21 protein-coding genes are annotated in these 26,568 nt (G+C 56.5%); 2 read left to right on the top strand and 19 right to left on the bottom strand.

What is annotated here, in order from left to right:
• Positions 1-662: 662 nt before the first annotated feature.
• Positions 663-2,348, top strand: coding sequence for an AAA family ATPase (locus VNL73_03405; GenBank protein ID HXF48459.1), 1,686 nt, complete (start codon positions 663-665; stop codon positions 2,346-2,348).
• A 108-nt stretch (positions 2,349-2,456) separates the two neighbouring features.
• On the opposite strand, the gene VNL73_03400 is transcribed toward VNL73_03405, so the two are convergent.
• The gene (locus VNL73_03400) at positions 2,457-3,476 is read right to left on the bottom strand and encodes a deoxyhypusine synthase family protein (protein ID HXF48458.1); all 1,020 of its coding nucleotides are present in this window, start codon (positions 3,474-3,476) and stop codon (positions 2,457-2,459) included.
• Positions 3,477-3,838: 362 nt separating this feature from the next.
• Between VNL73_03400 and VNL73_03395 the strand changes: the two genes are divergently transcribed.
• Positions 3,839-5,770, top strand: a complete 1,932-nt coding sequence (locus VNL73_03395) for an aconitate hydratase (GenBank protein ID HXF48457.1) — start codon at positions 3,839-3,841, stop codon at positions 5,768-5,770.
• 87 nt (positions 5,771-5,857) lie between these two features.
• On the opposite strand, the gene VNL73_03390 is transcribed toward VNL73_03395, so the two are convergent.
• The 18 genes from VNL73_03390 to VNL73_03305 all read right to left on the bottom strand — a co-directional run bounded on the left by VNL73_03390 (position 5,858) and on the right by VNL73_03305 (position 26,559).
• Positions 5,858-6,253 (bottom strand): hypothetical protein, encoded by a 396-nt coding sequence (locus VNL73_03390; protein HXF48456.1) that lies wholly within the window; start codon positions 6,251-6,253, stop codon positions 5,858-5,860.
• A gap of 11 nt (positions 6,254-6,264) precedes the next feature.
• Positions 6,265-7,584 carry an ammonia-forming cytochrome c nitrite reductase subunit c552 gene (locus VNL73_03385; GenBank protein HXF48455.1) on the bottom strand — a complete coding sequence of 440 codons (1,320 nt, stop codon included), beginning with the start codon at positions 7,582-7,584 and terminating at the stop codon, positions 6,265-6,267.
• Between the two features lie 8 nt (positions 7,585-7,592).
• On the bottom strand, positions 7,593-8,042 hold the full coding sequence (gene nrfH, locus VNL73_03380) for a cytochrome c nitrite reductase small subunit (GenBank protein ID HXF48454.1): 450 nt from the start codon (positions 8,040-8,042) through the stop codon (positions 7,593-7,595).
• Positions 8,043-8,049: 7 nt separating this feature from the next.
• Positions 8,050-9,186: a hypothetical protein gene (locus VNL73_03375; GenBank protein ID HXF48453.1), complete on the bottom strand. Its 1,137-nt coding sequence runs from the start codon at positions 9,184-9,186 to the stop codon at positions 8,050-8,052.
• Positions 9,183-10,559 (bottom strand): cytochrome ubiquinol oxidase subunit I, encoded by a 1,377-nt coding sequence (locus VNL73_03370; protein HXF48452.1) that lies wholly within the window; start codon positions 10,557-10,559, stop codon positions 9,183-9,185. The genes VNL73_03375 and VNL73_03370 overlap by 4 nt, the downstream gene beginning before the upstream one ends.
• 25 nt (positions 10,560-10,584) lie before the next feature.
• On the bottom strand, positions 10,585-11,652 hold the full coding sequence (locus tag VNL73_03365; protein ID HXF48451.1) for a hypothetical protein: 1,068 nt from the start codon (positions 11,650-11,652) through the stop codon (positions 10,585-10,587).
• 59 nt (positions 11,653-11,711) lie between these two features.
• Positions 11,712-12,155 (bottom strand): hemerythrin domain-containing protein, encoded by a 444-nt coding sequence (locus tag VNL73_03360; GenBank protein HXF48450.1) that lies wholly within the window; start codon positions 12,153-12,155, stop codon positions 11,712-11,714.
• Between the two features lie 21 nt (positions 12,156-12,176).
• The gene (locus VNL73_03355; protein HXF48449.1) at positions 12,177-12,875 is read right to left on the bottom strand and encodes a redoxin family protein; all 699 of its coding nucleotides are present in this window, start codon (positions 12,873-12,875) and stop codon (positions 12,177-12,179) included.
• Positions 12,876-12,911: 36 nt separating this feature from the next.
• Positions 12,912-13,979, bottom strand: a complete 1,068-nt coding sequence (locus tag VNL73_03350; GenBank protein HXF48448.1) for a multicopper oxidase domain-containing protein — start codon at positions 13,977-13,979, stop codon at positions 12,912-12,914.
• Entirely contained in the window at positions 13,976-14,497 is a 522-nt protein-coding gene (locus VNL73_03345; protein ID HXF48447.1) for an Rrf2 family transcriptional regulator, read from the bottom strand. The genes VNL73_03350 and VNL73_03345 overlap by 4 nt, the downstream gene beginning before the upstream one ends.
• 152 nt (positions 14,498-14,649) lie before the next feature.
• Positions 14,650-16,620: a cytochrome c3 family protein gene (locus VNL73_03340; GenBank protein ID HXF48446.1), complete on the bottom strand. Its 1,971-nt coding sequence runs from the start codon at positions 16,618-16,620 to the stop codon at positions 14,650-14,652.
• Positions 16,617-19,412 (bottom strand): cytochrome c3 family protein, encoded by a 2,796-nt coding sequence (locus VNL73_03335; GenBank protein HXF48445.1) that lies wholly within the window; start codon positions 19,410-19,412, stop codon positions 16,617-16,619. Before VNL73_03335 ends, VNL73_03340 begins: the two co-directional genes overlap by 4 nt.
• 22 nt (positions 19,413-19,434) lie before the next feature.
• Positions 19,435-20,871: a NapC/NirT family cytochrome c gene (locus tag VNL73_03330; GenBank protein HXF48444.1), complete on the bottom strand. Its 1,437-nt coding sequence runs from the start codon at positions 20,869-20,871 to the stop codon at positions 19,435-19,437.
• 121 nt (positions 20,872-20,992) lie between these two features.
• Positions 20,993-22,270, bottom strand: coding sequence for a cytochrome c3 family protein (locus VNL73_03325; protein ID HXF48443.1), 1,278 nt, complete (start codon positions 22,268-22,270; stop codon positions 20,993-20,995).
• Positions 22,267-23,346: a cytochrome bc complex cytochrome b subunit gene (locus VNL73_03320; protein HXF48442.1), complete on the bottom strand. Its 1,080-nt coding sequence runs from the start codon at positions 23,344-23,346 to the stop codon at positions 22,267-22,269. Before VNL73_03320 ends, VNL73_03325 begins: the two co-directional genes overlap by 4 nt.
• A gap of 1 nt (position 23,347) precedes the next feature.
• Complete coding sequence (locus VNL73_03315) at positions 23,348-23,791, bottom strand: Rieske (2Fe-2S) protein (GenBank protein ID HXF48441.1); 444 nt, start codon at positions 23,789-23,791, stop codon at positions 23,348-23,350.
• Between the two features lie 114 nt (positions 23,792-23,905).
• Positions 23,906-24,313, bottom strand: a complete 408-nt coding sequence (locus VNL73_03310) for a cytochrome c (GenBank protein HXF48440.1) — start codon at positions 24,311-24,313, stop codon at positions 23,906-23,908.
• A gap of 35 nt (positions 24,314-24,348) precedes the next feature.
• Positions 24,349-26,559 (bottom strand): MtrB/PioB family decaheme-associated outer membrane protein, encoded by a 2,211-nt coding sequence (locus tag VNL73_03305; protein HXF48439.1) that lies wholly within the window; start codon positions 26,557-26,559, stop codon positions 24,349-24,351.
• Between the last annotated feature and the right edge of the window lie 9 nt (positions 26,560-26,568).

Below are 26,568 nucleotides of genomic sequence, written 5' to 3'. Positions count from 1 at the left end.
TGGGTTCGCGGGATTTGGGCGGCATGTGAAGGGGAGGCGCCACCTTCCCTTCAGTTCTATTGGGTTGGCTGCCTTCAAAGAGGCAGCTGCCCTGCGCCGCTTGCGCGGCGCTTTGGTGTTCTATTCCGGCTTTTTTTGGTTGGGCCGTCCGCCCCAAGCCCGGAACGGGCGGCGGCTTTTGCAGACGGGCCTTTTGGGCGCGTCTTATGGTGGCAAGCCGATGGAATGGCTTGGCCTCAGGGGCCGGGTGGAACTGCCGCACTCCCCCGCCCTGATGGGGGAGGGGCTTTTTGGCTTTTCGCCCCCTTTCGTCAAAGGGGGCTTGCGTGGTGTATCATGCTACGCCTTTGGGCCTTGGGGGGAGCCGGTGTGCACACCGGCTCTTTCTCCGAGGCTAAATCCCGCGTCTCACAAATACAGGGATCAGGGATTGGGGATTATGGATTAGTGAAAATCCTTAAAACCCGCCCACGTCCCTCTACTAAAGGCCCACCCTGCGAAATTCACTCTGAAGTTGTTGTGAATTTGTAACCCACCCCCGGGGAGGTTGATTTTTGGGAAAGCGAAAGATAATTTGGCGATAATGGATAACATTGACGGAAAGCTTAAAAGATTGCTCAAAGTGGCTTACGGTTTGATGGGATAGGGCGTAGAGCGATTGAATGAAGATTAACAAGCTTAAAATTAGAAATTATAGAACCCTTGAAAACTTAGATCTTCATTTTTCTACCTACTACTGTGCTATTTGCGGCAAGAACGACTGCGGAAAAACGAATATTGTGCGAGTTCTCCGTGGTTTTATGAAAGAGGAAGACCCTTACAGCTTCCGTTATCAACAAGAGTTGTCAGTAAAGGAAGACTTTTGCAGATGGATAGAAGCTGAACCAAAGCAGCGGAAAATTACAATAGCCATAGAAGTAACCGTTGATAAGAGTGCAGACACGGGTTTGTATGAATTTCTTGCTACCCAGCTCAAACTGGAAAGTCCACCTGATGGCATAACGTTGTGTTTACAACTGGTTTACGGTGGCGAAAGAAATGAGCAGGAAGTTACAGTTCAGATCGGGGAAAAAAAGTTTGAGGGTCTAAATGCACAGGAAGTTTTGAGGAAGTTCCAAACTTCTCGAACTTTTCTATTTTACAATTCAACTGAGTTAGACCCCCGATTTAGATATTGGCGCGAATTTGGCGGTTTTTTCCCTGAGCTATCTGGTCAACATGCAGGCCAGTTAGAATCCATAAAATTATCTATGAACAAGAGGCTGCGCAAAATAGCTAAAGACAGGCAGGAAGAGCTCACAAAACTACTCGGTCGTCTCGAAGAAAAATATAAAGTCAGTTTGTCGATTGAACAATTTGACTTAGATTACTTGCCCTTTAGCTTAACGTTGAGGTCCGGGATTGTCGACGTCAGTCTTAATGATTGGGGAAGCGGAACCCGTAACCGCACGTTAATTCTACTAACGTTGTTTTTGGCAAAGGAAATTAGCCAATCTGTGAAGTCGGCATCAAAAATTACACCAATAATTGTAATTGAAGAGCCGGAGAGCTTTCTCCATCCGTCAGCACAAGCCGAATTCGGGAAAATCATTCAGGATCTCAGCGAAGAATTCAAGGTACAAGTAATTACTACCACACATAGCCCTTACATGCTAAGTCAAGAAAAACCTGAATCCAATATCTTGCTGAAACGTAATGTCTATTACAAACAACTAAAGGAAAGTGTAGTAGTCGATACCTCTGGGGCCAATTGGATGGAACCTTTTGGGCTTGCGCTCGGTGTCGAAAATCAGGAATTTGAACCCTGGCGAAAACTCTTCTTTAGTAAGAAAGATTCAGTTCTTCTAGTTGAGGGAGACATTGATAAGGAATATTTCGAGCTCTTACGCGATCCAGTTCATGGGACTGGACAACTTAAGTTTGAAGGTGAAATTTTTCCATATGAAGGAAAAGGAACTTTGAGCCAGCCGGTAGTTTTGAAATTTATCAAGGACAGGTGCAAGAAAATATTTATTACCTACGATCTAGATGCTGAGCCAGACATTGAAAGGTGTTTAATAGGTTTGGGTTTTGAGAGAAATACACATTATTCTGCATTAGGGCAGAATCTCGCTGGAAAGAAAAATATAGAGGGATTATTGCCAGATCAGGTCACTAGCAAGGTTTTGGGTGAGAACCCGGGCTTGGTTCAACAAGCCATGAACGGTACTTCCGAGGAGAAAAGAACGGCAAAGCAGCGACTTAAGAGATTGCTCTTGGAAGAGTTTAAATCTGTTGCAGTGCCTGGAAATGAGTTTTTTGGGAAATTTTATGAAGTAACAAAAATTATAAATAAAGCAAACCGTTAATTGAATACTTGCGTGACAGAGTCACCTTTTTGCTTTAACTAAAAACTCCGGCACGTCTTTGCCGGGGCGGTAGTGGGGACAAAAGAAGAATGAGGTCGGGTTCTGACGCTATTCGCTTAAAAGGTAGGCGAACATCAAGGGGGCGACGATGGTGGCGTCTGATTCGATGATGAAGCTGGGGGTCTCCTTGGCAATCTTTCCCCAGGTGATTTTTTCGTTGGGGGTGGCGCCGGAGTAGGAGCCGTAGGAGGTGGTGCTGTCGGAAATCTGGCAGAAGTAGGCCCATTTTTTGACGTTTTCGCGGAACAAATCCTGCTCCAAGAGGGGCACCACGCAGATGGGAAAATCGCCGGCGATGCCGCCGCCGATTTGGAAAAAGCCGATGGGGGCTTTGGCCGAAGTTTGCTCGTACCAGTCGATTAAGACATCCATGTATTCGAGGCCGGATTTGACGACGGAGATTTTTTTGATGTTCCCTTTTTTGAAATCCGCCACGAACTTGTTGCCGAGCGTGGAATCCTCCCAGCCGCCGACGAAGATGGGGAGGTTTTTTTCGGCGGCGGCGACCATCCAGGAATCGCGCGGGTCGATTTCGTACAGTTTTTCCAGCGCGCCGTCTTTTATCATCCTGTACATGTATTCGTGGGGGAAAAACCGCTCCCCTTTTGCTTCGGCCTTGCGCCAGTATTCGAGGATGATCCGTTCGATCCGGCGCATCGCCTCTTCTTCCGGGATGCAGGTGTCGGTGACGCGGTTTAAATGGCGATCCAAGAGTTTTTCCTCGTCATCCTTGGTCAAGTAGCGGTAGCCGGGAACCCGTTCGTAGGAATTGTGCGCTACCAAGTTGAAAATATCCTCTTCCAAGTTGGCGCCGGTGGTGGAGATGGCGTGGATTTTTCCTTTGCGAATCATTTCGGCCAGCGTGATGCCGAGCTCGCCGGTGCTCATCGCCCCGGCCATGGCCAAAAACATTTTTCCGCCGCCCGCGAGAAGCTGTTCGTAGGAGCGGCAGGCGTCTTTTACGACGGCGGCGTTGAAATGCTGAAAATTCCGGTCGATGAAGGCGCGGACGGCGGTGAACTGGCTGACTTGGGAAATTTGCGGTTCTTTTTCCAACACGCGTTTCATTTTCGTGGTATAGTTTAACACACCCAAAAGGAATTTGCAAGAATTTTGCGGTTATGCGGCGTGTTTAACCTCCCCTTAATCCCCCCCTTCGTAAGGAGGGGACAGAAAAAACGGGCAGGCACGGGGCCTGTCCCTGCAAAAACAAACAAGGGCGACCACGGGGAGTCGCCCCTACAAAAGACGACCTAACCACTGGTCCCTTCCCGATGCGGGAAGGGGTGGGCGCATTGCAATGCGCCCCTGCAAATACACTTCTTCGCCCTCTGCCAAACCTCAATTGACAGAAACAATCTTCCGATGTAAGATGTTAGACGGTATGGCTGGAGAGATGGAATATTTGAGGCCCGTTGAAAGGATATAAAATGAAGCGGAATTTGGTGCAAAAGATTATCGAAGCGCATTTGGTCGAAGGGGAAATGAAACCCGGCCGGGAAGTGGCCATAAAAATCGACCAGACCCTGACCCAGGACGCCACCGGCACGATGGCCTATCTGCAGTTCGAGGCGATGGGAATTCCAAAGGTGAAAACGCGGCTTTCGGTTTCCTACGTGGACCACAACATGCTGCAGACCGGGTTTGAAAACGCCGACGACCACCGCTATTTGCAGAGCGTGGCGGCGCGCTACGGAATTTATTTTTCCAAACCGGGGAACGGGATTTGCCACCAGGTGCATCTGGAACGGTTCGGCGCGCCGGGGGCGACTCTGCTCGGCTCCGATTCGCACACGCCGACTTCCGGCGGCATCGGCTCTTTGGCCATCGGCGCGGGGGGGCTGGACGTGGCGGTGGCGATGGCGGGGGGGCCTTTTTATATGACGATGCCCAAGATTGTGCGGGTTTTGCTCTTGGGAAAACTGCGCCCGTGGGTGACCGCGAAGGATATTATTTTGGAAATGCTGCGCCGCCTGACCGTCAAGGGGGGCGTGGGAAAGATTTTTGAATACGTGGGGCCGGGGGTGAAATCTCTGACCGTGCCGGAGCGGGGGACGATTACCAACATGGGGGCGGAGCTGGGGGCGACGACTTCCATATTTCCCTCGGACGAAAACACGCTGGCGTATCTGAAGGCGCAGAAGCGGCCGAAGGGATACAAGCCCTTGGGGCCGGACAAGGACGCGGAATATGACGATGAAATTGTCATCGACTTGAACAAGCTGGAGCCCTTGATTGCCCGGCCGCATTCGCCGGATAACGTCGTTCCCGTAAAAGAAGTGGAGGGAACGAAGGTGGACCAGGTCTGCATCGGCTCCTGCACCAATTCCTCGTTCCATGATTTGTCCGTGGCGGCCAAGATTTTGAAGGGGAAAAGGATTTATCCCGGGCTGGACATGACCGTCACCCCCGGCTCCAAGCAGGTTTTTTACAACGTGGACAAATCCGGGGCGCTTTCCGATTTGATTGCCGCCGGCGCGCGCATACTCGAATCGGCCTGCGGCCCCTGCATCGGGATGGGGCAGGCGCCCCCTTCCGGCGGGGTTTCGGTGCGCAGCTTCAACCGGAATTTTGAAGGGCGCTCCGGCACCAAGGATGCGCAGGTGTATCTTTCGAGTCCGGAGACGGCGGTGGCCTGCGCCTTGAAAGGGGTGATTACCGACCCGCGCAAGCTGGGGAAGGGATTCCGCACGCCCACGCCCAAATCGTTTGTCGTGGATGACCGGATGATTTTGGCGCCGGTGAGAAAGCCGGAGGGGGTGGAGATTTTGCGCGGGCCGAACATCAAACCCTTGCCGACCCGCGGGGCGATGGAAGAGACAATTACGGGCGAAGTGCTAATCAAATTGGGAGACAACATCACCACGGATCATATCATGCCGGCGGGGGCCAAGATTCTGCCCTTGCGCTCCAACATCCCGGCGATTTCGAAGTTCGTCTTTTTCCGGGTGGATGAAAAGTTTGTGGAGCGGGCCCAGCAAAAAGGGGGCGGGGTGATTATCGGGGGGGACAATTACGGGCAGGGGAGCTCCCGCGAGCATGCCGCCCTGGCGCCAATGTATCTGGGAATCAAGCTGGTTTTGGCCAAAAGCTTCGCCCGGATTCACTGGACGAATCTGATAAACTTCGGCATCGTGCCTTTGACATTTGCCGACCCCAAGGATTACGACTGGCAGGAGCAGGGGGACAAGCTGGAGGTGGCCGGGCTGACCAACTTTTTGTCCAGTTCGGCGGAGACGATTGAAGTTCGCAACGCCACCAAGCACCGGAACTTCCAAGCAAAGCACGGCTTTACGGAAAGGCAGAAGCAGATACTTTTGGCCGGCGGACTGTTGAATTTCACCAAGGGGCAAGCGGCCTAAAATTGTAAGGGCGAGGCATGCCTCGCCCCCACGGAACACCCCCGGCCCTTCGGGCCCCATCCCCCCTGGCAAGGGGGACAAAAACGACTATTGAGAAAATCCGCGCATGCGGGCAGCAGCATACGGAGCAAACAGGGTTGCAAGCAGCACAAGTATCCAGACGCGCCCCTTGAAAACGTCGTAGTCCGCCAAGAGTTTTTCCCACGGGTTTTTGAAGAGGTAGTGCCCCGCGCCGAATTCGAACAAGACCGTCAGCACCAGCCAGAAAAAGCCAAGCCCCAAGGCCTGCTGCGCGGAAGCGGGATGAATCCAGCCGATAAAAAACCAGGCCACGGCAAAAATCAAAATGCTTAAAGTGACGCTGCTGATAATGTGGGCGGCGCCGTTCCCGACGAGCGGCACCAAGAGGTAATTGCGCACCGTTCCGTTGAGAATGGCCAGCGGAACGAGGATGAGCCAAATGGCAAATGCGCGGAGAAGCATCGGCCGGCCCCTTACCTGACCTGCCGGGCGGCAATCTCCCCCTGCCGGGCGTAGTCGATCGCTTCGGCCAGAATGCGCGCCGCTTCCTGCGGGGCGTGGAAGCCCATCGAGTTTTCGGCGTTGATGAAATCGAGCCGCCACTGGGCCTTGCGGTGAAAAGCCAAGGCCTCCTGCAAGCGGGCATCGGGAACGCCCCGCCCCTTGGCCGCTTTTACGGCATCCATCATCTGCAAAAGCGCCGCCTCGGCCCGGGTCATCAAGTCCCGCGTCCGTTTTTGAATCGTTTCGGCCCGGTCCAAAATCTCCTTCTCCGGGTAATTGTGGCATTGCTGGCAGGCGCGGGAGACATTTAACAGCGGACTTTTGACATGGTGGTCGCTGATTTTTACCGCCCCTTCCCTTTTGTACGGCATATGGCAATCGGCGCAGGCCACGCCGCTTCGGGAATGAATCCCCTGGTTCCAAAGTTCGAATTCGGGATGCTGGGCTTTTAGCACTTGCGCGCCGGTTTCCGGATGCAGCCAGTCCTTCCAGCCCACCTCGTCGTAGTAGGCCTCAATCTGCTCCACGCGCAAGCCGTTCTGCCAGGGATAGGTCACGAGCTTCTTCTCCCCTTTGAAATAGTATTCAACGTGGCACTGGCCGCAGACAAAGCTGCGCATTTCCTGACGGGTGGCATCCCGGTTCGGGTCGTAATCCTTTATCCCTTGACTGGCCTTCAGCGCTTTGATGCCGTTCAAAAAGCCCGGGCGGGTAACGCGAAGCTGCATCGTTTTCGGGTCGTGGCAGTCAACGCAGGCCACCGGATGGCTGACCAATTTGCGGGCTTCAGCCAGAGGCATGGCGCAGATTTTCTCAAACCCGGCCATCAAGTCACCGTTTCCGGCTTGGCGGTACACTTCCGCCATCCCCCCTGCGTGGCACTGCAGACAGGCACCGGGCTGTTTGAATTTTTTGGTCCGCTCGGTCAAATCCTGGTCGGTAAGGGAAAAGAAATGCCCCCGCTCCTCGCGGTAATCGACGCCGAAGGGGTAGCCGGCGAAAATGCGCCTTAACCCCGGGTCGGCCTCCAGCTTTTGAAACGCCTCGCTGCCGCCGTAGCGGGTGCGGGCGGTGTCCACGGTGCGCTTGTAGCCGTCGTACTGGCGGGGGAAATTCTTCCCCCAGAGCGCCGGGTCGACATCCCTTTCGGAAAGTTCGGCCAGCTCAAAAAAATGTTTTTCCGCCTCCCGTTTGCGCTCGTTGATGCTCATCAGAAGCCCGACGACCACAATCGTCGCCAAGGCCACCAGCGCGGTGACGCCGATATAACTCCATTTCGACCCGTTCATTTTTCCTCCTACTTTCGTCCCCCGTGCCCCACCGTGGTGTGACAGCGGACGCACAAAACGCTTTGTTCTTCGGTTTCATCATGCTCGGCAATGTCCTGCACCGTTTTTTCGTGGCAGCTGATGCAGTTGCGCTGCAAGACCATGGCATTGGCCGGTTTGATTCGTATCGGCTCGGGGAAATCCATAAAGGTAAACCCCTTGGAATGGTTGTAGCCGTTTCGCAATTTGGTGACCAGTTTGGGAACGAGGGAATGCGGCACGTGGCAGTCGTTGCAGGTGGCGGCGGCATGGTGGTTTCCCTTCTGCCAGGAGTCGTAGTTGTCCCGCATCACGTGGCAGTTCACACAGGCACGGGGGTCGTTGGACAGGTAGGAAAGCCCCTCGGCGTAGTGAAAGGTGAAAGCGGAGAGCCCCAAAAAAACGCCGGCGAGCATGGCGAGGAGAATCCTTTTTCCCATTGAAAGATTACGAACCGGCCGCCGCCGGTTTTCCCTCCACGGCGATGATTTTTCGCACCATCCAGACCACCACCCCTACGCCGAAGATGAACAAAAGCAGGAACAACGCGATTGGCGAAAGCTGCATTTTGACCGGTTCGGCGGTGACGTCCAGAAATTGCTTCAATTCCAGATTCTGAACCAACTGACGGCTTACGGCATTCAGCGCCAAAACAACTAATTGCATGAGCGCAACCAGCAGGGCCGCGCGTTTGCTTACCGATTTGCGGAACAGCCACAGGCAAACCCAGACCAGCCCCGGGCCGATGGCGGTAAGCAGGGTCAAGATTCCGAGCGGAATTGCAAACATGGTTGCTTTGATTTCCGGATGCCAGGTGCCGAAAACATACCAAGAGCCGAAGAGGGCGAACCAGACGGTGCCAATCGTGTAGATTACCAGCGCGAAAGAACCGGCCCACATTCTATAAGCGTCCGATTCTTTACGGGCAAAAACTCCCGCATCCACGAAGGCGTAGGCGCCGGTGGTGGTCAGGGCGAGCCCGAACATCATGAGCCAGCGGGGCAAAAGGGTGGCGTCGGCCGTGTTCAAAGCCGTTCCCAAAACGGCCCCCGCAACGCCGGTCTTTTCCGCCAATTCGGGCCAGCCGCCCAGATTGGTCATCAAGCTGAAGGCGTTGGAAAACAAAAAACCGATGGCAATAAAGAAAATTGCGGAAATCCATCCCGACGCCTGACGGAAGGGGGTGAGGGTTTGTCCCTCCTTCAAGCCGTAGGCGTAGATGTAGACGCCGTAATAGGCCAGAGTCAAAAGAAGAATCACGGAAAGCCAGAACCAGGCCATCAAAATGGTGGCGGGATAAAAAACCTGGTAATAGGATACCTGCGTGAACAATAAGGGAACAATGCCGAAATTGACCCCCAAGGCCACCCAAAGGGGCATTTGCTTCATCAAGCGGGCCGACCAGATACGGCCGTTCTCCCCCCGTTTCCAGCGCATCAACAGGGCGAGCAAAATTCCGGCATACCACAGGCTCATTGGAATCATATGTAAAATGAATCCCAACACCTTGAAGAAAACCAAAAACCAGTACGGCGCGGGGGAACCGAGGGAACTCGTGGGGCCGATTAGATCGGCGGGATTCACTTTTCCTCTCCGAAATACATCCCGGCCGGATGGGCCGGGGCGATGGAGATCAGGTATCGGGTCAGAAGCTCCGATTCCTCCGGCGTTCCGGCCCAGGGGGGCATAAAGAAGTGCATTTTTTCCGGCTCGCGGGAGACCGTGCGAATCATCTCCACCGTCCAGCCCCGCATCAGGTGGGAGGCCGCCGACATGCCGTTTTTGGCGGCGTGGCAGTTGTTGCAGGCGTACTGGAAGAGCATTTCACCCAGTTCGACTTGGTTTGATTTGGGAAGTTCAAGTAATTTTGCCTCGTTGATTTTTCCATCTTCGAGTGTTTGCGGAAAGCGGGCCGCCACATGCGCGCGCAGCCAGTTGCCGCTTTCGAGATAGCCGTTGGCCTTCAACGCCGGGACTTCCTCGGCCAGAACCTGATTTCCCAAGACGACGTTATAGACAATGAACGGCTTGCGCACCGCTTCGCGCACGAACTCGCCGGTGGAAAAAGCGGCAAGCCCCATCACGAAGAGCACGATGGCAAAACCGGGGGTGAGCCAGCCCGGATTTTTGTACGGCCCGAAGTAAAGCAAAAGAAAAACCCCGATGGTCAAGGCGAAAATTATCGCCATCATGATGTTGAGCGTGCTGGCGGCCGCCAGGGCCGCCTGGGCCGATTCCGGCAGGTAGAGAAACCAGCCGATCCCGCCGAGGACAATCAGGATTGAACCCAACAGGGCCGGGCGGGCGGAGCGGGCGGCAATCAGGTCCCGCATCGCCGGGTCCTTTACTTTAAAAGCGGCGTGCAGATAGACATAGAGGGAGGCCAAGAGGAACGACCCGCCCGTGCGGGAGAGAACCTGCGGCACAAACTGCGGGTTGAAAAAGCCGGTCCAGAAGTCCTTGTCCTGCGGCCAGCTTCCGGGATGGAGCATAAAGGCGGTGATGCCGGTGATTAAGACCAAGCTTATCCAAGCCGAAGCGGCGTAGATCCAGCCGACTTGAGTGTGCGTTTTGGCATCCAGCCGCCCCCAGTAGTAGAAGAAAATGAACGCCGAGACAACTTCCAGAACGAAGAAAACATACTCCATCGCCCAGCCGAAAACAAAAGCGTGAATGAGCGTTTCGGTGGCCAGAGGAGAAGCCAGCCCGATGGTCCACCAGATGCCGACGCCAGTGATGGCGCCGTACACCACGGTGATTAGAATGAAAAACCAGGCATGCTGGCGCAGATAGGAAAGATAGTTGGTGTTTTTGGTCTTGTAGGCGAAGCTGGTTTCCACCGCCAGAAAAAGCCCGCCGCCGACGGCGTAGTGGGAAACCAAAACGTGCAGGACGGCAATTATGGCGATGAGCATCGGCGCATTGAGGAACGGAACATACCACCAGGGGTAATGCACGCTTACTTCTCCCTCCGCGCCGGCATCACTCGTATATATAATAAAAGGTCAGCCGCAAGGCCACATCCGCATCCTTTTTCAAGCCGGCCGGGCTTTTGTCCGAGAAACTGTTCAGCCAGAAATTCGGCATGAAATGGACGTTTTTGACCGGCATGAAATCCAGCCCGGTAACAAAGAAGTATTCATTGAAGCCGGAATCGGTCACCTGCGTGTTCGGATTGAAAAAATCGAAGCGGCCAAAGGCGGCGAGCTTTTCAACCAAGGGGACGGGTCCCCGGGCAAAAAAAGCGATGCCGAAGGGGGTTTTGTCAGCCCCGGCACTGCCTGCATTTTCCTGGGTTTGATACACCGCCTCCACCCCGCCGGTCAAACGGGCCGTTTCATAGGCCGCAAACCCCTTCAAGGTGGAAATATTTTTATCCGCCGCCGGCTCGTAGTCGCCGTACGCCTCCAGAACCATCCCTTTTACCGGCTTGGCGGAGAACGCCCCGTAAAATTTTTTGTACTTGTTGGTCTCCGCTTTCTGCCCCGTGCCGTTGCCAATCATAAAGCCGTAGCCGTAGCGGCCGGCGGCGTCAAAATTCCCGCGCAGCACGATTCCCAAATCCGAAGCCCCGCCCAACCCCCCCATACCGCGAAAGTCGGCTATGGTTTTTTCCACCGAGCGGTAGTTCCAGACCTTTTCCGTAAGCCAGCTCCAGGTCGGCGCCGGATACAGGCCGATGGCGGCGTTGCACCTTGGGATGATGTTTTTCCACTCGACGTAGGCGGCCTTTAAAAAATCGCCGAATTTCCCGTCGGGCATCGGCGATTTGTCGTTCACTTCCAGCATGAAGCGGGAGAAAAACTTTTCGCTCAAAGTATGGTCGTAATAGAGCTGCAACCGGCGGAACTGGAAGGCCTGAAAGTCCTTGGCCACCGTGGAATACTGCGAAGGGGAGGCCTCGACAGCATTGCCGTGCAGTTTGTAAAAATAATCTCCGAAGGCGTATCCCCAAACTTTTCCGGCCGGTTTTTCCTGTGCCCAAAGAGATGGGCAGGCAAACAGGCCGAGAAGGATTACCACTGTAAATTTAAACCAACGCGCAGGCATAGAGCGCTCCTTTCTTTTGTAAGGCAAGATATTCAAGATTACCGATCGGGAAAGCTTTTTTAGAGAACGGCCACTCCCCGCGCTTCGGCCCAGCGGCAGGTGAGCTTGGCCAACTGTTTTTCGTCCAACACCTGCCGGGCGCGGGGGAAAAGGATGCGCTCCTCCTTGGCAAAATGTTCGCGGGCCGATTCGATGGCGGCCAGCACCTGGTCCAAGGCCTCCGTTTTCCGCGTGCAGGACTCCACCCCCAGAAGAGCCCCTTCGATCCCCCTGTGCTCCCGCTCCATCACCTGCAGGGGGCGCCGCAGGAACCGATCCGATTCCAGCAGGGGAAAAAGGAGTTTGTCTTCGAGTTTGGCGTGGGAGATGAGGGCATCGGCCAGCGGCCGGGCCAGCTTCTGCACGTCCTCGAGCGTCCGGGCTTGACGGGTCGATTTTTCGTACCAGTCAAACAGCGCGTAAAAAACGCCGTGTTCTCCCAACAAGCCGTCAATGATATCCATCCCGTTTCTCTTTTTCCAAACCTACCGGTTGCGCACAATCCAGCATCCGCTTCCCTCCGCGCGCGGAACGGTGACGGGCCGCCCTTCGGCCAGCTCCAGCACGGCGTTTTTCAAATAGGCGTTTTTGATTTGCCCCAAATTTTCCACCGAATCGTCAATCGGGCCGGAATAAACCACCCGTCCTTTTTCATCCACCAAAAAAACCTCCGGCGTTTTTCGGGCGCCGAATTTTTTCACCAGCCGGTTGGTGGAATCGACGATGTAATCCAGCTTGAAGCCGATTCCCTTGAAGAAGTGTTCAATCAGTTCCACCGACTCCCCCTTATTGGGGAAGACCGCCACCAGCTTGATATTCTTTTTGGGGGCCAGCGACATCAGTTCCATAATGGAGTGCTTGTGGGCGTCCGTGCAGGGGCAGAGGGAACCCAAAAAGAAGTAGACCGTTCCCTTCCCCTCTTTTGCAAGCTGCTTCTCCCCTGGCCGGACAACCGCCTCCGACTGGAAAGAAGCGGGCCGATTCTGAAGCGGGAAACTGACGGCTTTGGGATTGCCGCAGCGGTCGATGCTGTCGCCTTTAAGCGAATCAGCTGCCCCGGCCGCTCCGCCCGCCACAGCCGTTGTTGCAAACACAACCAAAACCAAAAGGAAAAGAAGAAAAGGCCGGCGATGCCGTTGTCTTCCGGAAGAGTCCCCCTTCCCGCATCTTTTCATCGCAGTCATTTTCAGATTACCGGCCTTTCTTCCGCCCCGCTCCCGTTATTTCATCGCCACTTCGTCGCCGGAGGCGTCAATCAAACCGGCCGCCCCGGCTTCCACATCGGCGAATTCGTGGTCCACGAAGGTGTAGATCCCCTTTTCCGGCACGACGAACTCCACGATGGCGCCGCCGGAGGAGGGGAGCATGATGGTTGCCGCGCCGCGCATTTCATTTTGCGGATGCCCTTCCATCCAAACCCGGTCAAACAGGGTACCCACGACGTGGAAGCTGGAGGTGCCGCAGGGGCCGGCGTTCAACACGTACAAACGGACGCGCTCGCCCGCCTTGGCCTTCAAGGGCTCCTTGACGTGACGGAACGGCTGGCCGTTGAAGCAGACGAACATCGGCTCTTTTTTCTTGGCGGTGGCCATATCGGTGACGTACATCCCGGATTTCAGCTTGGCCAGATAGAGTTCGGACTGGAAGACAGCATACTCACGGTCCACCTTGGTGGGGTAGCCGTCCTTCGGCTCCACGATGGTCATCCCGACCATTCCGTAAATCATATGCTGCAGAATGGCCGGCGAGCCGCAGTGGTACATATAGACGCCGGGATAGTTGGCGGTCCATTCAAACTCGATGGTGGCGCCCGGAATCACCTCGCGGTATTTGTCCTTGGGATTGACCATCGCCGCATGGAAGTCGATGGAATGAGGCGACGGCGGGGAAATGCCGACCGTCTCGTTGGAGCGGTTGGTCATTTTGAAATAGACCTTGTCCCCTTGCCGAACATGCAGAACCGGACCGGGATAGGCGCCGCCGAAAAGCCAGCCGACGAATTTGATGGTATCGTTGACAACCACTTCGGCATGATTTACGTCGATGCGCACGTGATGTTCGGTGGCGTTCGGCACCGGCTTCACTTCCGGCGCAATCGACAAAGCCGCTCCTTCGTACAGCGGCCCGGAGGCCGGCTCCATCGACATTTTGGATTCCGGCGAGCCGTACACCATGTTTTTGGTGTCGTCGCCACTGGCACTTCCGCCGCAGCCGGCCAGCGCGAAAATCCCAAAGGCGGACAACGTTGCCGCCAGAAGAATTTTCGCCAATGGATTGATGCTCTTCATAACTCCTCCTTGGTTTGTGGTTTTTGTACTGTTTTTCCTTCTTCGTTTATGTCTTTTCGCAACGAGGCCTTTTTGCTGCCGTTGTCGTTTCTTTTACGGGAAAGCATTTCCGCCGCCTCCGCCACGGAAATAGAGGCCAGTTTGGCCACCACATCCCGGCGGGTTTCAACCCAGTAGTCGTGGAAGGCGCAGGTGGAATCCCCCGGGCAATGCTTGGATCCGTCCAATACGCAGACCCCTTCGTCCACCGGGCCGTCATAGGCCCGCACCACATCCAGCAAGCTCACCTCTCCAGCCGGGCGGGCCAGCGAATACCCCCGTTCAGCCCCCAAATGGGAGCGTAAAACGCCGGCGCGGGTCAGGGTTTGAAGAATTTTGGCCAGAAACAAAGTAGGGATTTTGGTCTTCCGGCTGGCCTCTTCGCGGGGGATTATGGCCCCGACCGGCCGCGTGGAGAAATAGACCGCCACCCGCAGGGCATTCTGGCATCCTTTGCTTAAAGGCAGTATTTTTATCATTTCAATCTCTTCGGAGGAGTTGCCCACTCCTCTGACTCCTCTAATATAGGAGTATCGGCGGGCTTGTCAAGAAAAATTACGGGAATTTTTAATTGGCGGCTTTTACGATCGGCAATTGGCCGGGGCTTTTCTGAAGGGGAGCCGTTGAAACTTCAGCCGGGCTGTTTTTCGGCTTCCACGGAGGCGGCTTTCTCCCCTTCCGGACGGTGCGCCCGGCCGGTCATCCAGGCCCAGTTCATCGGGTAGACCCCCGGCTTGAAGATGACCGCGTAGAAGTGCCAGACGAAGATGGCCAGCGTCGCCAGGACCGCTTCGTAAAAATGGATGGCGGTGGCGACGTCCGTGGACCATTTGGGCAGGAAGCGCAGGAAAAAGTCCTGGAACCAGAGAACGAAACCGGTCAGGGCCATTATAATCCCCCCCCAAACCAACGCCCAGTACTCCGATTTTTCGACGTAGCCGTAAGCCGGTTCCGGGGCGGGCAAAGGGGCTCTGCCCAGATAATACTTCAGGTTTCCGACCAGTTGGGCCAAGTCCGCCTTTTTCGGCATCAAGGCGAAAATGAAGCGCCGGCCGGACTTTGAGAAGAGAACATGCCCGAGGTGCAGGGCGCCGTCGGCCAGAAAGAGGACGGCAAAAATCCGGTGCAAAAGGGAGCGCAGCTCCTCATCCTCGCCGAAAAGCCAGGAAAACTGCTCCGGGTAGGTGAGGGCAAAGCCGGTGAAGGCCAGCCCGAAGAAGCTGACGAACAGACCGGCGTGCTGGATGCGCTGCCAAACGGTGAACTTTAAATAGAAGTGCGGGCCGGTCGTTCGCCAGCTTCCCCAAACCGAACGGAGCCAGTCCGCCGCGTTGTGCAAAAGCATTCCGCCGATGACAACCACAATCAAAACGATATAGATGGCGGTCACCCAGCCGACCACCTTGGCGCCCGTATCGCCGTCGTGCGTGGAGGAAAGGACGTGGATTTTCCCTCGCGCAAAGTTTTCCGACGCCCCCGGATGGCAGCTGCCGCAGGTGGTCGCCAGATTGGCCGGATGGATGAGGGAACGGGAGTCGCTGGAGGGATAGATGTTGTGAATCCCGTGGCAGGAGGCGCAGTTGGCCACCACATTGGAGCCGAAACGGGAGGCGAGCCCATGGTAGCTGTCCAGATAGGTGGAGATCCGCTTGGCGGGCAGGCCGTACTCTTTGGAAAGCCCCTCGCTTTCGTGGCATTGGATGCAGGTGGTGCGTGCCAGGGCCTGCGCGGCAACCGGCGAGGCCGGGTCGATTACTGTTTTGATGGTGTGGATGCCGTGGCAGTCCGTGCAGGCCGGCGAGCGGGAAAGCCCGGCCTTCAAGGCCTGGCCGTGGATAGAGGCGGTGTATTCCTCGGCAACTTTGCCGTGGCACTGGCCGCAGGTCGCGGGGACGTTCGCCTTGAAAATGGTGGACTGCGGGTCGCTGGGGGGGAGCAAATCGTGGCTTTTGTGGCAGTCCGAGCAGACCGCCGCCTTTTCATCCCCCTTTTCCCTTGCCCGGCCGTGCACCGATTCCTTGTAATTGAAAAACGGCTGGGCGGAGAGGATGCCGGTCTGCTCCGCCACGAATTTCAAATCGCCGTGGCACTTTCCGCACAAGTCCGGAATGTTACGGCGGGCGGTCGGGGAGGCGGGATCGGAAGCGGGCCGAATGGCGTGCGGCGTATGGCAGGAGACGCAGGTGGGGGATTGCAAATTCCCCTTGGCACGGGCCGTGGCGTGCACGCCGCGGCCGTACTTTTCCACCGTTTCGGCATGGCAGGAAGAACAATCCACCGGTTTCAACTTTTCCGGGTGGGGGATTTCGGTGATATCGGAATGGCAGTCCGTGCAGCCGAAGCCGCCGTGCACGGAGCTTTCGTATTTCTTCAGGTCAACAAACAACGGGACTTTCTGTCCGGACGGCCCCGTTTTGCTCAAATCGGCGTCTGAATGGCAGGAAAGGCAGTCCTCGTTGCTTATGCCCTGACTCCAGGCGAATGCGGTCAAAGTCAGAACAAAGAGAGCCGCCAGCCCGGCTATCGGTTTTCCGGTCAAACGTTCAAAATCGAGCGTGCGAAACCGCCCAACCCGTCCGCCTATGCCTCTTTTCTTTTTCACCGGTATCCGAATATCTGCGCCCAGATAATAAGCAAAACCAAAATAATTCCAATCGAGAGGGCCGCCCAGCCGAAGATTTTCATGGTCTTGACGACCACCGGCGGCAGCGGGTCCACCAAGCGTTTTTCCAGCTCGCCGGAGGCCACCAGTTCCTCGTATTCCCGGGGGCGGTCGGCTTTCAACTCCTCCACGGGGACCCGCCCGGTGAAAATCACCGTGTCCATCGGGAACTTGTCCGGCCGGAAGTGGGTGTTGAAGAAATGCACGGTGAAAATGAACCCGACCGCCAGAAGCGCCTCGTCCGAATGGATGATGGTGGCGACGTTGATAAACCAGCCCGGGATCAAATGGGTGAAGAACTCCGGAAACCAGAGCACCAGGCCGGTCGAGCCGATAATCGTCACTCCCCAGAAAACGGCGAAGTAGTCGAACTTTTCCCAGTAGGTCCAGCGGCCGTAGGCCGGCCGGGGTCCCAGCCCCAGAAACCACTTGGTGGTCTGCCAGAACTCCACGGCGTCCCGCTTATTCGGCAGCATGGAGCCGGCGCCGGTCAAAAATTCCTTCCAGCTCTTCCCCTCTTTTCTTTTTCTCCGGACCAAATCAAAAATATGAGCGGAAAAATAGAAGAAGGTTATCAGGGCGCAGATGCGGTGGATGTAGCCGGCGGATTCGAAGCCGCCCAAAATGCGGGATAAAAATTGCGCCCAGCCCAGATAGGAGAATTTCAGCATCATCCCGGTCAGGGCCAGCCCCAGAAAGCTGATGATGACCAGAACGTGCAGCCGGCGGGGGAGCGAGTCGAACCGCAGGTATTCCTTGCCGTGGGGCTGGACTTCAAGCTTTCTCCTATGCTTCAGGGCCTGAAAGGAGCGGGGGAGCCACAAAAGCGTGTGCACCCCGAAGAAACCGAAGGTGCCGACCAAAAGAAAGGTCATAAACCAGAAGGTGTAGAAAAGCACCGGGTATTTTTTCCGGTCGTGGTGGGTGGCGTGGGTCAAATAGCCGGCGAAGCGCCGGTGCGAACCGGGATGGCACTTCCCACAGGTGGCCACAATGTTCTGCCGGGACAGGTGCGAGGCCGGCTCCCAGGGGGGGAGGATGTCGTGCGCGCCGTGGCAGTCGTAGCATTTCGCCGCCGCCGTGTACCCCAGTTTGGAGACCTTGCCGTGGAAGGTGTCGAAATAGCTTTCCGCCACATCCTGGTGGCAGCGGCCGCACTGGTTGATGATGCCCAGTTTGAACCCCTCTTTATCCGTGCGGGTAATCGTGTGCGCGCTGTGGCAGTCGTGGCAGAGGGGGAGCGGCTTGTCCGTTTGCGCCCGGCCGGGAAAGTGAATGCTTTTGGCAAACTGCTCGTAAATGCCGTGGTGGCATTGGGCGCAGGTTTCGGCGATATGCTTGCGGCTGACGCTGGAAGCGGTGTCCGCGCTGGGAAGTTCGTGGTGGGGGGTGTGGCAGTCCGTGCACATGGCGGTGACCACCAGCCCGCTTTGCAAAAGCCCCTTGCCGTGAATACTTTCCACATAGTTCTTGACCACCTTCTGCTTCTCCCCTGTCAGGCGCAAGGCCGCCTTCTCCCCCTCCCGGTGGCACTGCCCGCATAGGTCCGGCACGCGGGTAGGATAGGTGGGGGAGTTCGGATTGCGGTGCTCCTTGATTCCGTGAACGCCGTGACAATCCCGGCAGAACGGCGCGTTCGGGTCTCCCCGCTCGTTCAATTTCCCGTGCGTGCTGGCGGCGTAGGTTTGCACCACCTCGGCATGGCAGGTGGAGCAGTCCACTTTGGTTTTTATCGTGGCGCAGGGGCGCTTGTGAGTCGGGCTCGCGCCCGTGTGACACTGGGCGCAGGCCGTGTTGCGATGGATGGAGCCCTTCACTTCCAGCGTATCCACGAAGAGCGAAACCCGTTTGCCGTCCCGCTGGGTGAACAACTTCGGGTCGGAATGGCATTTCAAACAGTCCCGGTCCGCCATCCCCAGTTCGTAAAATACCTTGCGCACCCGGTGTGGGGCGTGGCAGTCCACGCAGACCGGCACCTGGTTGGGGGCTTTTTCCCAGAGTTCCCCGCGGATTACCTTTTGATGCACCTGCTCGATCATTCCGTGGCACTTTTCGCAGGTTTTGGGGACGTTCTCGCGGAATATGCTGGAACGGGGATCGGTGTGGGGCAGGATGTTGTGCGAGGTGTGGCAGTCCGTACAGACGGCGGAAACAGTCAACCCCTTTTTGAAAAGCCCCTCCCCGTGGATGGAGACGGAGTAATGGGTGAGAATGCTGTCCTGCGGGATGTCGTAGGTGCGGCTGACCTCGGTACCCTCTTTGTGGCAGCGGCCGCAGAGGAATGGAACGTTGTAGCGCCGCACCCTTGAATCGGCGGCGTCCGCTTTTTTTATGTCGTGGGAGCCGTGGCAATCCCAGCAGCGGGGGGCCAGCCGGGCGCCGGAGCGGACCGCCCGGCCGTGCAAACTCCCGTCGTAAATTTTTTCCACGTCCGAATGGCAGCCGCCGCATTGCGGCGGCGCCGGATTCTCCTTGTGGGGGATTTCCGTGCCGGCCAGATCGGCGTGGCAATCGACGCAACCGAGCGAAGCGTGTACGGAGTGCTCAAATTTCTTTGGTTCAACAAAGAGGGATTTGCTTCTTCCATCCGGCAGCGTCTTGGAAAGTTCCTTGTCCTGATGACAGGCAAGACAGTCCTCGTTGGAGGGGCCTTGGGCGAAGGCGGAAGGGAAAAAGCCGAACCCCGCGAAAAAAAAAGCCCCGAAGAAGATTCGTTTCTTCAGGGTCTTCATAATCGGCGCCTACGCTTTCAAACTATCGAATGGGAAGCGTCTCGATGACCGGTTTGGGGTTTTCCTCATCCACAGCCAAAAGGGAATGGCACTGGTCGCAATCCTGACGGATCGACTTCCCTTCCTTTGATGTGTGGTTGTCATCGTGGCAGCGCCAGCAGCCCGGAAAATTCTGGTGGCCGATGTTGTTTTTGTAGGTCCCCCAGGTAATCTTCATTTTGGGAAAGATGTTATTGGCGTAAATTTCGGCCGTCTTCTCCGCCGCTTTCAAAACATCCTCTTCCCAAGCCACGGCCAAGGCCGGATAGTTTTGTTTGTAGTAACCCACCAACCCCCCTTTGATTTTCGCCAGGGCAGCGGGCTTGTCCGGATACTCGGCCTTCAAAAGCGCGACCGACACTTTTTTCAAATATGGCAAATTCGGGTTCATCTGCCGCGCCAGCATCGCCTCATCCACGGCCTCTTCCGGAAGCCGGTAGATATGAGTGGGACGGTTGTGGCAGTCCACGCAGTCCATCGTCCGCACGGGAAGCTTGGCCAGCGAATCCGGGGAGGGGTTGAAGTCCGGCGTTTTGTATTCGGTGACGTTTCCCCACAAATCCTTCAGCCGCACCCAGGGGATCACCTGCCGTTCGGAATCGGTGGCGATGTAGGTGATTTCGTTGGCGATATTCATATGCCAGTGAATCCCCTCGGCGATGCCGGTTTTTTTGTCCCCCCCGCCGGTGCGCAGAAGCAGGACGGTTTTGAGCGGGGTGTTTTTTTCATCTTCCGAGAATTTGGTGATCACCCGCAGCTGCTCGCCGTGGAACTTCTGCGGCCAGTGGCACTGCTCGCAGGTTTCGCGGGCCGGGCGGAGGTTGGCGACCGGCGTGGGGATCGGTTTTTCGTAGGTGTTCAGCATGACGGCAAACACCTGCCGCACGCCGGAGATTTTGCTCTTGACGAACCAGGGGGCCCCCGGCCCGATGTGGCAGGAGACGCAGGCCACCCGGGAATGGGGGGACAGGGAGTAGGTGACGAACTCCGGCTCCATCACCTCGTGGCAGACCTTGCCGCAGAAAGTCACGGAGTCCATGAACTCCACCGCCTTGTAGGCGGCCGTGGACAGCACGGAAAGGAAAATGGCCAAAACGGCCACCAACCAGGAAATCCGGCGCCGCAAATCCGGCCGATTCAGGTCCAGTTCGATTCGCGGCAGGGCCAGCTCCCGCGGGAGCCCCTTCTGGAGGTGCTGCCGGCGCCGCTCCAGGGCCAGCCCGACCGGAATCAAAGCCACGCCGACGATCAAAATGGCCGGCAGAATCAAATAAACCAGAATTCCGATATAGGGATTGATGTGAAAACCGAGGATGTCGATGGCCAGAATGGTGATAATTAAGGCCGCCGAGACGAAAGCGGCCAAAAGGCCCGAGAAACTGACCAGGTTGCGCGAGATTCGCGAAAAAAAGCCTTTCATGACTGTCGGGCCCCTTCGGCCGCCAGAACGGCGGCCGGCTTTTCATTCTTTTTCGTTTGAACAACTGATTTTTTCATATCGTACTTTCGGCCCCCATATAAACAAGTGCGGGGCAGGGCTGTCAAGATTTGACCGAAGGATTTCCCCTTTCCCTGTCCAGCTTGCGGATTTTCAGCCACAAGCCGATGCACAAGAACAGAATCAAAACGCCCGAAAAAATCAAGCCCTTGCGGCGGATTTCGAGGTCTTCGAGCGAGACGAGCGAGGCCTTCTTTACCCGTTCCGCCTTCGTCATGCCGTCCTGAATCAAGGCCCGGAAATCGGCCAGATTGAAGGCATGCAGTTCCGAGCGGGAATGGACGATGACGTCCTCGCAGGCCCGCAAATCAAACTTGGTCAACCCCACCTTGACGCCCGCCACCTCCGCTTTTTTCACCAGCCCGCGGGCTTCTTCCGTTGCAGCCTTCAGCGAATCGAGCAACGCCTTGAAAACCGCCGCGGTTTCGTATCCTTTGCTCCCGGACTTGTGGCATTGGACGCAGACCGCCCCTTCCCCCACGCCCAAAAATTCATCGGTCGGCGGAAGCACTTTGTGGTTGCCGTGGCAGGCGGCGCACTGCGGCAGTTTTGCCTTTTGGAACGGCTCCTTGTGAGGGGATTTTTCAAACAAATCCCGGTTGGAGGGGTGGCATTCCCCGCAGGCCCCCGCCACGTCCGAAAGCCCCGGCGGGGAGGCCCCGTGGTTGCCGTGGCAGTCCGTGCAGGCCGCCGCGGACAACTCCTTTTTTTCCAAAAGCAGCTTTCCGTGCACGCTTTCCAAATAATCGTGATACTGGTTGGTCGGAATTTTGTAGGCGGCCATTCTTTTTTTGTCGGCGTGGCAGCCGGCGCAGGTCTTGGGAACATTGGTCTTGAAAACCGGGGAGCGGGTATCGGTGGGGCGCAGAATACCGTGCACGCCGTGGCAGGAGATACAGGTGGCGACGTTGGTGTCCCCCTTGGCCAGTTGCTTTCCGTGAACGGAGGTTCTGTACTGCGCCAGCTGGTCGGTGGGAAGTTTGGGGTTATAATGCTTCATGTATTCCACATCCGAGTGGCAGCGGGCGCAGAAGGAAGGAATTTGCTGCGGTTTGGGAACGCCGATGAATCCCCTGGCCGGACTCATTGACAAATCGGGGTCTTCCTCCTTCGGGTCGCCGCCGTGGCAGCCGGCGCAGGAAATTCCCCGCTGGTAATGCACGTCCGCTTCGATATGCAAGGTGGGCGTCTTAAGATTTTCCTCCATCTGCCGGTGGCATTCGAGGCAGGTGTCCTGGGCCCGGGCCGAAAAGATAAGCAAGCCGGTCAGTGCCGACGCGTAAGAACCGGTTCGGACGAATTTTTTGAACCAACGCTTCATTTTGTCGCCGGCCATAGATATCCCAGAATCGTAAACACCACCATATAGACCACCACCCCCCAGCCAATGCGGCTAATCCAGCGGCCCGAGCGCCCGGCCGGATTTTTGTCCAGAAGCGGAACGAAAAGCAAAAGAATGCCTCCCACCGTGAAGGCGGCGATTCCCACCAGTTCGCCGGGAATGAACAAAATTTCCGCCGGCAGAAACTTCAGGGTCTGGAACATGAAGACGAAGTACCATTCCGGCTTGATGCCGGCGGGGGCGGGGGCCAAGGGATCCGCTTTTTCCCCCAGTTCCCACGGAAAAATGGAGGCCAAAACCACCAGTAAAAGAAGCGCCAAAAGCCAGCCCAACAGGTCGCGCAAAAGAAAATGGGGAAAAAAGGGGATGCTCTTTTTATTCGGGTTATTCTCGAGAGCGGGCGGTACGCTCATCCCCTGCAGTTGCACCAAAATCAGATGCAAAAGCAGAAGAAAAGTGGCCGCCGCCGGCAAAATCGCCACGTGGAAACCAAAAAATCGGGTCAAAGTGGCACCCGACACTTCCTCCCCGCCCCGCAAAAACACCAGGACGGAATGCCCCAAAATTGGAATCTGTCCGGCGATGTCCGTTCCAACCTTGGTGGCAAAGTAGGCCAGTTTGTTCCAAGGGAGCAGGTAACCGGAAAAACCGAACGCCAGACATAAAAACAAAAGAAAGGATCCCGAAAACCAGGTGAGCTCGCGCGGTTTGCGGTAGGCCTTCATGAAAAAGACCGAAAACATATGCACGAAAAGCGCCCCGATGAGCAAATTGGCCGACCAGGAATGCAACGAGCGGATGAGCCAGCCGAACTTCACCTCGGTCATGATAAACTGCACGGATTCGTAGGCCGCCTCGGCGCTGGGCCGGTAGTAGAGCAAAAGCAGAATGCCGGTGGCGATCTGAATGGCGAAAAAGAACAAGGTCATTCCCCCCGTGTAATACCAGAGGGAATGCTTATGGTCGGGAACCGTTTTTTTCTTGATGAGATAAATGAGCGGCGCCAGATCGACCCGCTCGCCGACCCATGAATAGAGGGCGGGGAAAAGCCGCATCCTACGCCCCGCGGCTGGGGCTGACGATTACGTTGTCGCCCGATAGGGTGACCGGATATTCGGTGAGCGGACGGGGGGGCGGGCCGGCGACGTTTTTGCCGGTCAAATCATAGTGGCCGTTGTGACAGGCGCACCAGATGTGGCCCAAATCGGAGCGGTACTGCACGGTGCAGGAAAGATGGGTGCAGACGGCCGAGAAGGCCTTATACTCCCCTTCGGCGGTGTGCACCAGAATCCCCGGGCTGTCGCCAAGGGGAAAAATCTTGCCGGAGTTGGGGGGGAGTTCCCCCGTTTTGGCCGCCGTCACCGAGCCGCCGAACGCTTCCGACTTGGCCGGCGGCATCACGAAGCGCAAAACCGGATAAAAAACGGCCCCGAGGAGGGCCAGAAAACCCCCTCCGAGAAAAAAGTTCAAAAACTCCCGGCGGTTCTGTTTGTCCAACATCTGCCCTTTTCCTGCAATCGTTAGGCCGCGCGCCGGCGAACGTCCTGCCGGCCTGGAACATTGAACCGGCCGGAGCCCATCCTGCTCCGGCCGGTCGAAGTACTGGTGTTACACTTATTTGGCCCCTTTGGCGCTGTCCGCTTTGGCACTTCCTTCGGCACCCTCGGACTTGGCCGGCTTGCCGGGCTTGGTCAAACTTTTCACGTATGCCAGCACCGAGTCCATCTCCGCAGCGGAAAGCTTTGCCTTGAAGGCGGGCATTTTCCCTTTTCCGTCCGTGGTGATTTTTTTCCAGGCCGCCAAAGTATCGGCAGTTGCCGCCACTTCACCCCAGTTGCGGATGGTGGCTTTCAACATCGTGGCCATTTTGGCCACTCCTTCCCCCTGCTTGCCGTGGCAGGAGGCGCATTTCTTGGTGTACACCTCCTTGCCGGAGGAAACGGTCTTGCCCTCCTGCGCCCAAACTCCGGCCGCCAAAAGCGCCAAGCCGGCAACGGCGACGATGATTCTTTTATTTTTCATTGTCTCACTCTCTCCTTTCCAGTTTATACCCCCGCCTAAAACGCGTAACTCAATTTCAAGGCCATAACGTGGGCTTCGTAGTCCGGAACCTGGGCGCCCAGAAAAATGGAGCGGGTGGCGCCGGTGACATTCGTGAAGGGCTCTACCGGGTCGATGGCCCAGTCGGTCTGGATATACTTTTCGTACCAGTAGTCAAATTTAAGGGCCGTTTGACTGGTGATACGGTAAGAAAGCTGCGAACCGAGGCGGTGAAGCTTGTAATAAACGCTGGGGAAGCTCACCGCATCGCCGCTTGGATTCCCGCCTGGGACAAAGGTGGAAATCAACTCGCTTTTGCTGTAAGAAAAACCGTAATTTCCGCCCCACGTCAGCTTTTTGGGCCAGACGTCGGCCGAAAAACCGAAGCCGTAGTTTTCAAACTTGTCCCGCAGAGCGCCGCTCCAGTCGTTGTTGAGCGAGTCGTACCCTACGTTGGAATAAACCGGGCGGTAGCGGGATTCCGTCTCCCCGCGGTTGTTATCCTGTCCGACGTCGCCGAAAAGGGTTAGTCGGGGGACCGGAGTATAGGCAAAATCGACCCCCCAACCCAGATTCCAGAACTTCTGCAAGCCGTAGGCGGCAGCATAATCATCCTGGGCGAAGCTGACGTTTAAGCCGACGTCCACTTTGTCGATGGGGGAAAGCCGGCTGGTCAACTCCACTTTATCCCGCCGCCGGTTATACACGTCGAAGCGGCGCAGTTCGTCCAAGGACATTGCCACGTTGACAACCGCCTCCCCTTCGGGAAACGATTCCTCGAAGAAATGGGGATGGTATTTGGCGGTGTCCGACTTCCTTTCCGAATGAACGTAGGAACTGCGTACGGTGACCCAGTTGGCGGGGCGCAGGTCCAAAGTGCCGGTGTAGATATCCTCGTTGGAGGCCTCTACTTCCCGGTGGTTGCGGCTGATTCCTTCGCGCAGGTAACCGACCGATGCGCGGGCCTGCGGGATGATTTCATAGCCGGCCTCCACGCCGCCGCTTCTTTTGATGTATTCGTACGGCAGGCTGGCCCGTCCGCGGGTGCTCAAACTGGCGTCGTAACCCACATAGCTGGTGAACAAGAGCTCGGGAGTTTCGTTGGCGAATTCATAGAAACGGGCCTTCCCCTTTAACGTCAGTTTTTCCATCGGCCGGGAGGAAATCTGGTAATTGAACACAAAGGTCTTGAATTCCCCTTCCAAGCTGGTGACAATCGTGCCGTCCTCCCGCCGGCGGATGACCAAGCCGGTGTCGGAGATGGCGGAATTGATGGTGTGCGGCAAAAAATCTTCGTTTTGCTTGGCGATACCGTAGCTTACGACCGCCACGCTGCGGGTTTTATACGGGAGATTGTAGGTGCCCGTGAAGGTGAAGTTGTGGGCCGTGTTGTCCGGATAAAGGGCCATCCGTATCCGTCGGGGGGCGCCAACCGAATCGGGTCTGGCCCGGAAGGCATTGTCCCGAATCAAGGTTTCGGTTTTGTTGTTGAAAATCCGCCCGGAATATTCCAGGGCGGCCGAATAGTTCTTGCGGGCCAGCTCGGCGGAGGCGGAAAAACGGTGGGTTTCATAATTGATCGGCTCCGGCAGTTCCACCGCATTGAATTGGATGGCCGTGCCGAACTGCTTTCCCCCCTGTTTTCGTTCATTGATGTAACCGGCTTTCACGGTTACGTCCGACCGGGGTTTCCACTCGGAGACGGCTCCACCCGTGTTGCGCCGGGCCGCCAAATCGAAGGGCTGCGCTCCGGAAAGGTAGCTTTGCAGCTTGGCGGTGACCGCCGCGGTGCTGCCCGTTGACAAGGCGGCCTTGACGCTGTCGGGGAGCGTGAAAACCCCTCCCCCCGCATTCAGGTAAAACTGCCTGGTGGAAGTGGAATAAAGGTGCGGGGTCTGCGACCAGGTGACCTCGTTTTTCCATTTGCGTACCAAGCCGAAGCTCGCCTTGGCTCCCTGGTCGGTTTTTCCCAGCTCGCGCGCAGAAACATTGAGATAGTATTTCCCTTTCGTCAAATCGAAGCCGAAACGGTTCAAGAGCATATGCTCCTCTACCCGCCGGTATTCCTGAAACTTGGCCGAGCCGGGGTTTTTCAATACCTGCCAGAAACCACCTTCAAAGTAGCCGGAGGTTTGGTAGGCCCCGCTTCCCGCCGTCGTGGTTCCTTCCTGGGCGAAAGTGAAGGCCGCCCAGCCGGCCGTCAGTATGGTCAGAATGAGCTTTTTCATCTCCGCCTC

It is taken from the genome of Verrucomicrobiia bacterium (genome assembly GCA_035574275.1).
Lineage (GTDB): Bacteria > Zixibacteria > MSB-5A5 > DSPP01 > DSPP01 > DSPP01.
This window is presented reverse-complemented; position numbering and strand designations above follow the sequence as displayed.

What these genes read in the sequence shown, in the direction of transcription:
- VNL73_03405 (HXF48459.1), top strand. Translation starts at nt 663, where the DNA reads ATGAAGATTAACAAGCTTAAAATTAGAAATTATAGAACCCTTGAAAAC.
- VNL73_03400 (HXF48458.1), bottom strand. Translation starts at nt 3,476, where the DNA reads ATGAAACGCGTGTTGGAAAAAGAACCGCAAATTTCCCAAGTCAGCCAG.
- VNL73_03395 (HXF48457.1), top strand. Translation starts at nt 3,839, where the DNA reads ATGAAGCGGAATTTGGTGCAAAAGATTATCGAAGCGCATTTGGTCGAA.
- VNL73_03390 (HXF48456.1), bottom strand. Translation starts at nt 6,253, where the DNA reads ATGCTTCTCCGCGCATTTGCCATTTGGCTCATCCTCGTTCCGCTGGCC.
- VNL73_03385 (HXF48455.1), bottom strand. Translation starts at nt 7,584, where the DNA reads ATGAACGGGTCGAAATGGAGTTATATCGGCGTCACCGCGCTGGTGGCC.
- nrfH (HXF48454.1), bottom strand. Translation starts at nt 8,042, where the DNA reads ATGGGAAAAAGGATTCTCCTCGCCATGCTCGCCGGCGTTTTTTTGGGG.
- VNL73_03365 (HXF48451.1), bottom strand. Translation starts at nt 11,652, where the DNA reads ATGCCTGCGCGTTGGTTTAAATTTACAGTGGTAATCCTTCTCGGCCTG.
- VNL73_03360 (HXF48450.1), bottom strand. Translation starts at nt 12,155, where the DNA reads ATGGATATCATTGACGGCTTGTTGGGAGAACACGGCGTTTTTTACGCG.
- VNL73_03355 (HXF48449.1), bottom strand. Translation starts at nt 12,875, where the DNA reads ATGACTGCGATGAAAAGATGCGGGAAGGGGGACTCTTCCGGAAGACAA.
- VNL73_03350 (HXF48448.1), bottom strand. Translation starts at nt 13,979, where the DNA reads ATGAAGAGCATCAATCCATTGGCGAAAATTCTTCTGGCGGCAACGTTG.
- VNL73_03345 (HXF48447.1), bottom strand. Translation starts at nt 14,497, where the DNA reads ATGATAAAAATACTGCCTTTAAGCAAAGGATGCCAGAATGCCCTGCGG.
- VNL73_03335 (HXF48445.1), bottom strand. Translation starts at nt 19,412, where the DNA reads ATGAAGACCCTGAAGAAACGAATCTTCTTCGGGGCTTTTTTTTTCGCG.
- VNL73_03330 (HXF48444.1), bottom strand. Translation starts at nt 20,871, where the DNA reads ATGAAAGGCTTTTTTTCGCGAATCTCGCGCAACCTGGTCAGTTTCTCG.
- VNL73_03325 (HXF48443.1), bottom strand. Translation starts at nt 22,270, where the DNA reads ATGAAGCGTTGGTTCAAAAAATTCGTCCGAACCGGTTCTTACGCGTCG.
- VNL73_03320 (HXF48442.1), bottom strand. Translation starts at nt 23,346, where the DNA reads ATGCGGCTTTTCCCCGCCCTCTATTCATGGGTCGGCGAGCGGGTCGAT.
- VNL73_03315 (HXF48441.1), bottom strand. Translation starts at nt 23,791, where the DNA reads ATGTTGGACAAACAGAACCGCCGGGAGTTTTTGAACTTTTTTCTCGGA.
- VNL73_03310 (HXF48440.1), bottom strand. Translation starts at nt 24,313, where the DNA reads ATGAAAAATAAAAGAATCATCGTCGCCGTTGCCGGCTTGGCGCTTTTG.
- VNL73_03305 (HXF48439.1), bottom strand. Translation starts at nt 26,559, where the DNA reads ATGAAAAAGCTCATTCTGACCATACTGACGGCCGGCTGGGCGGCCTTC.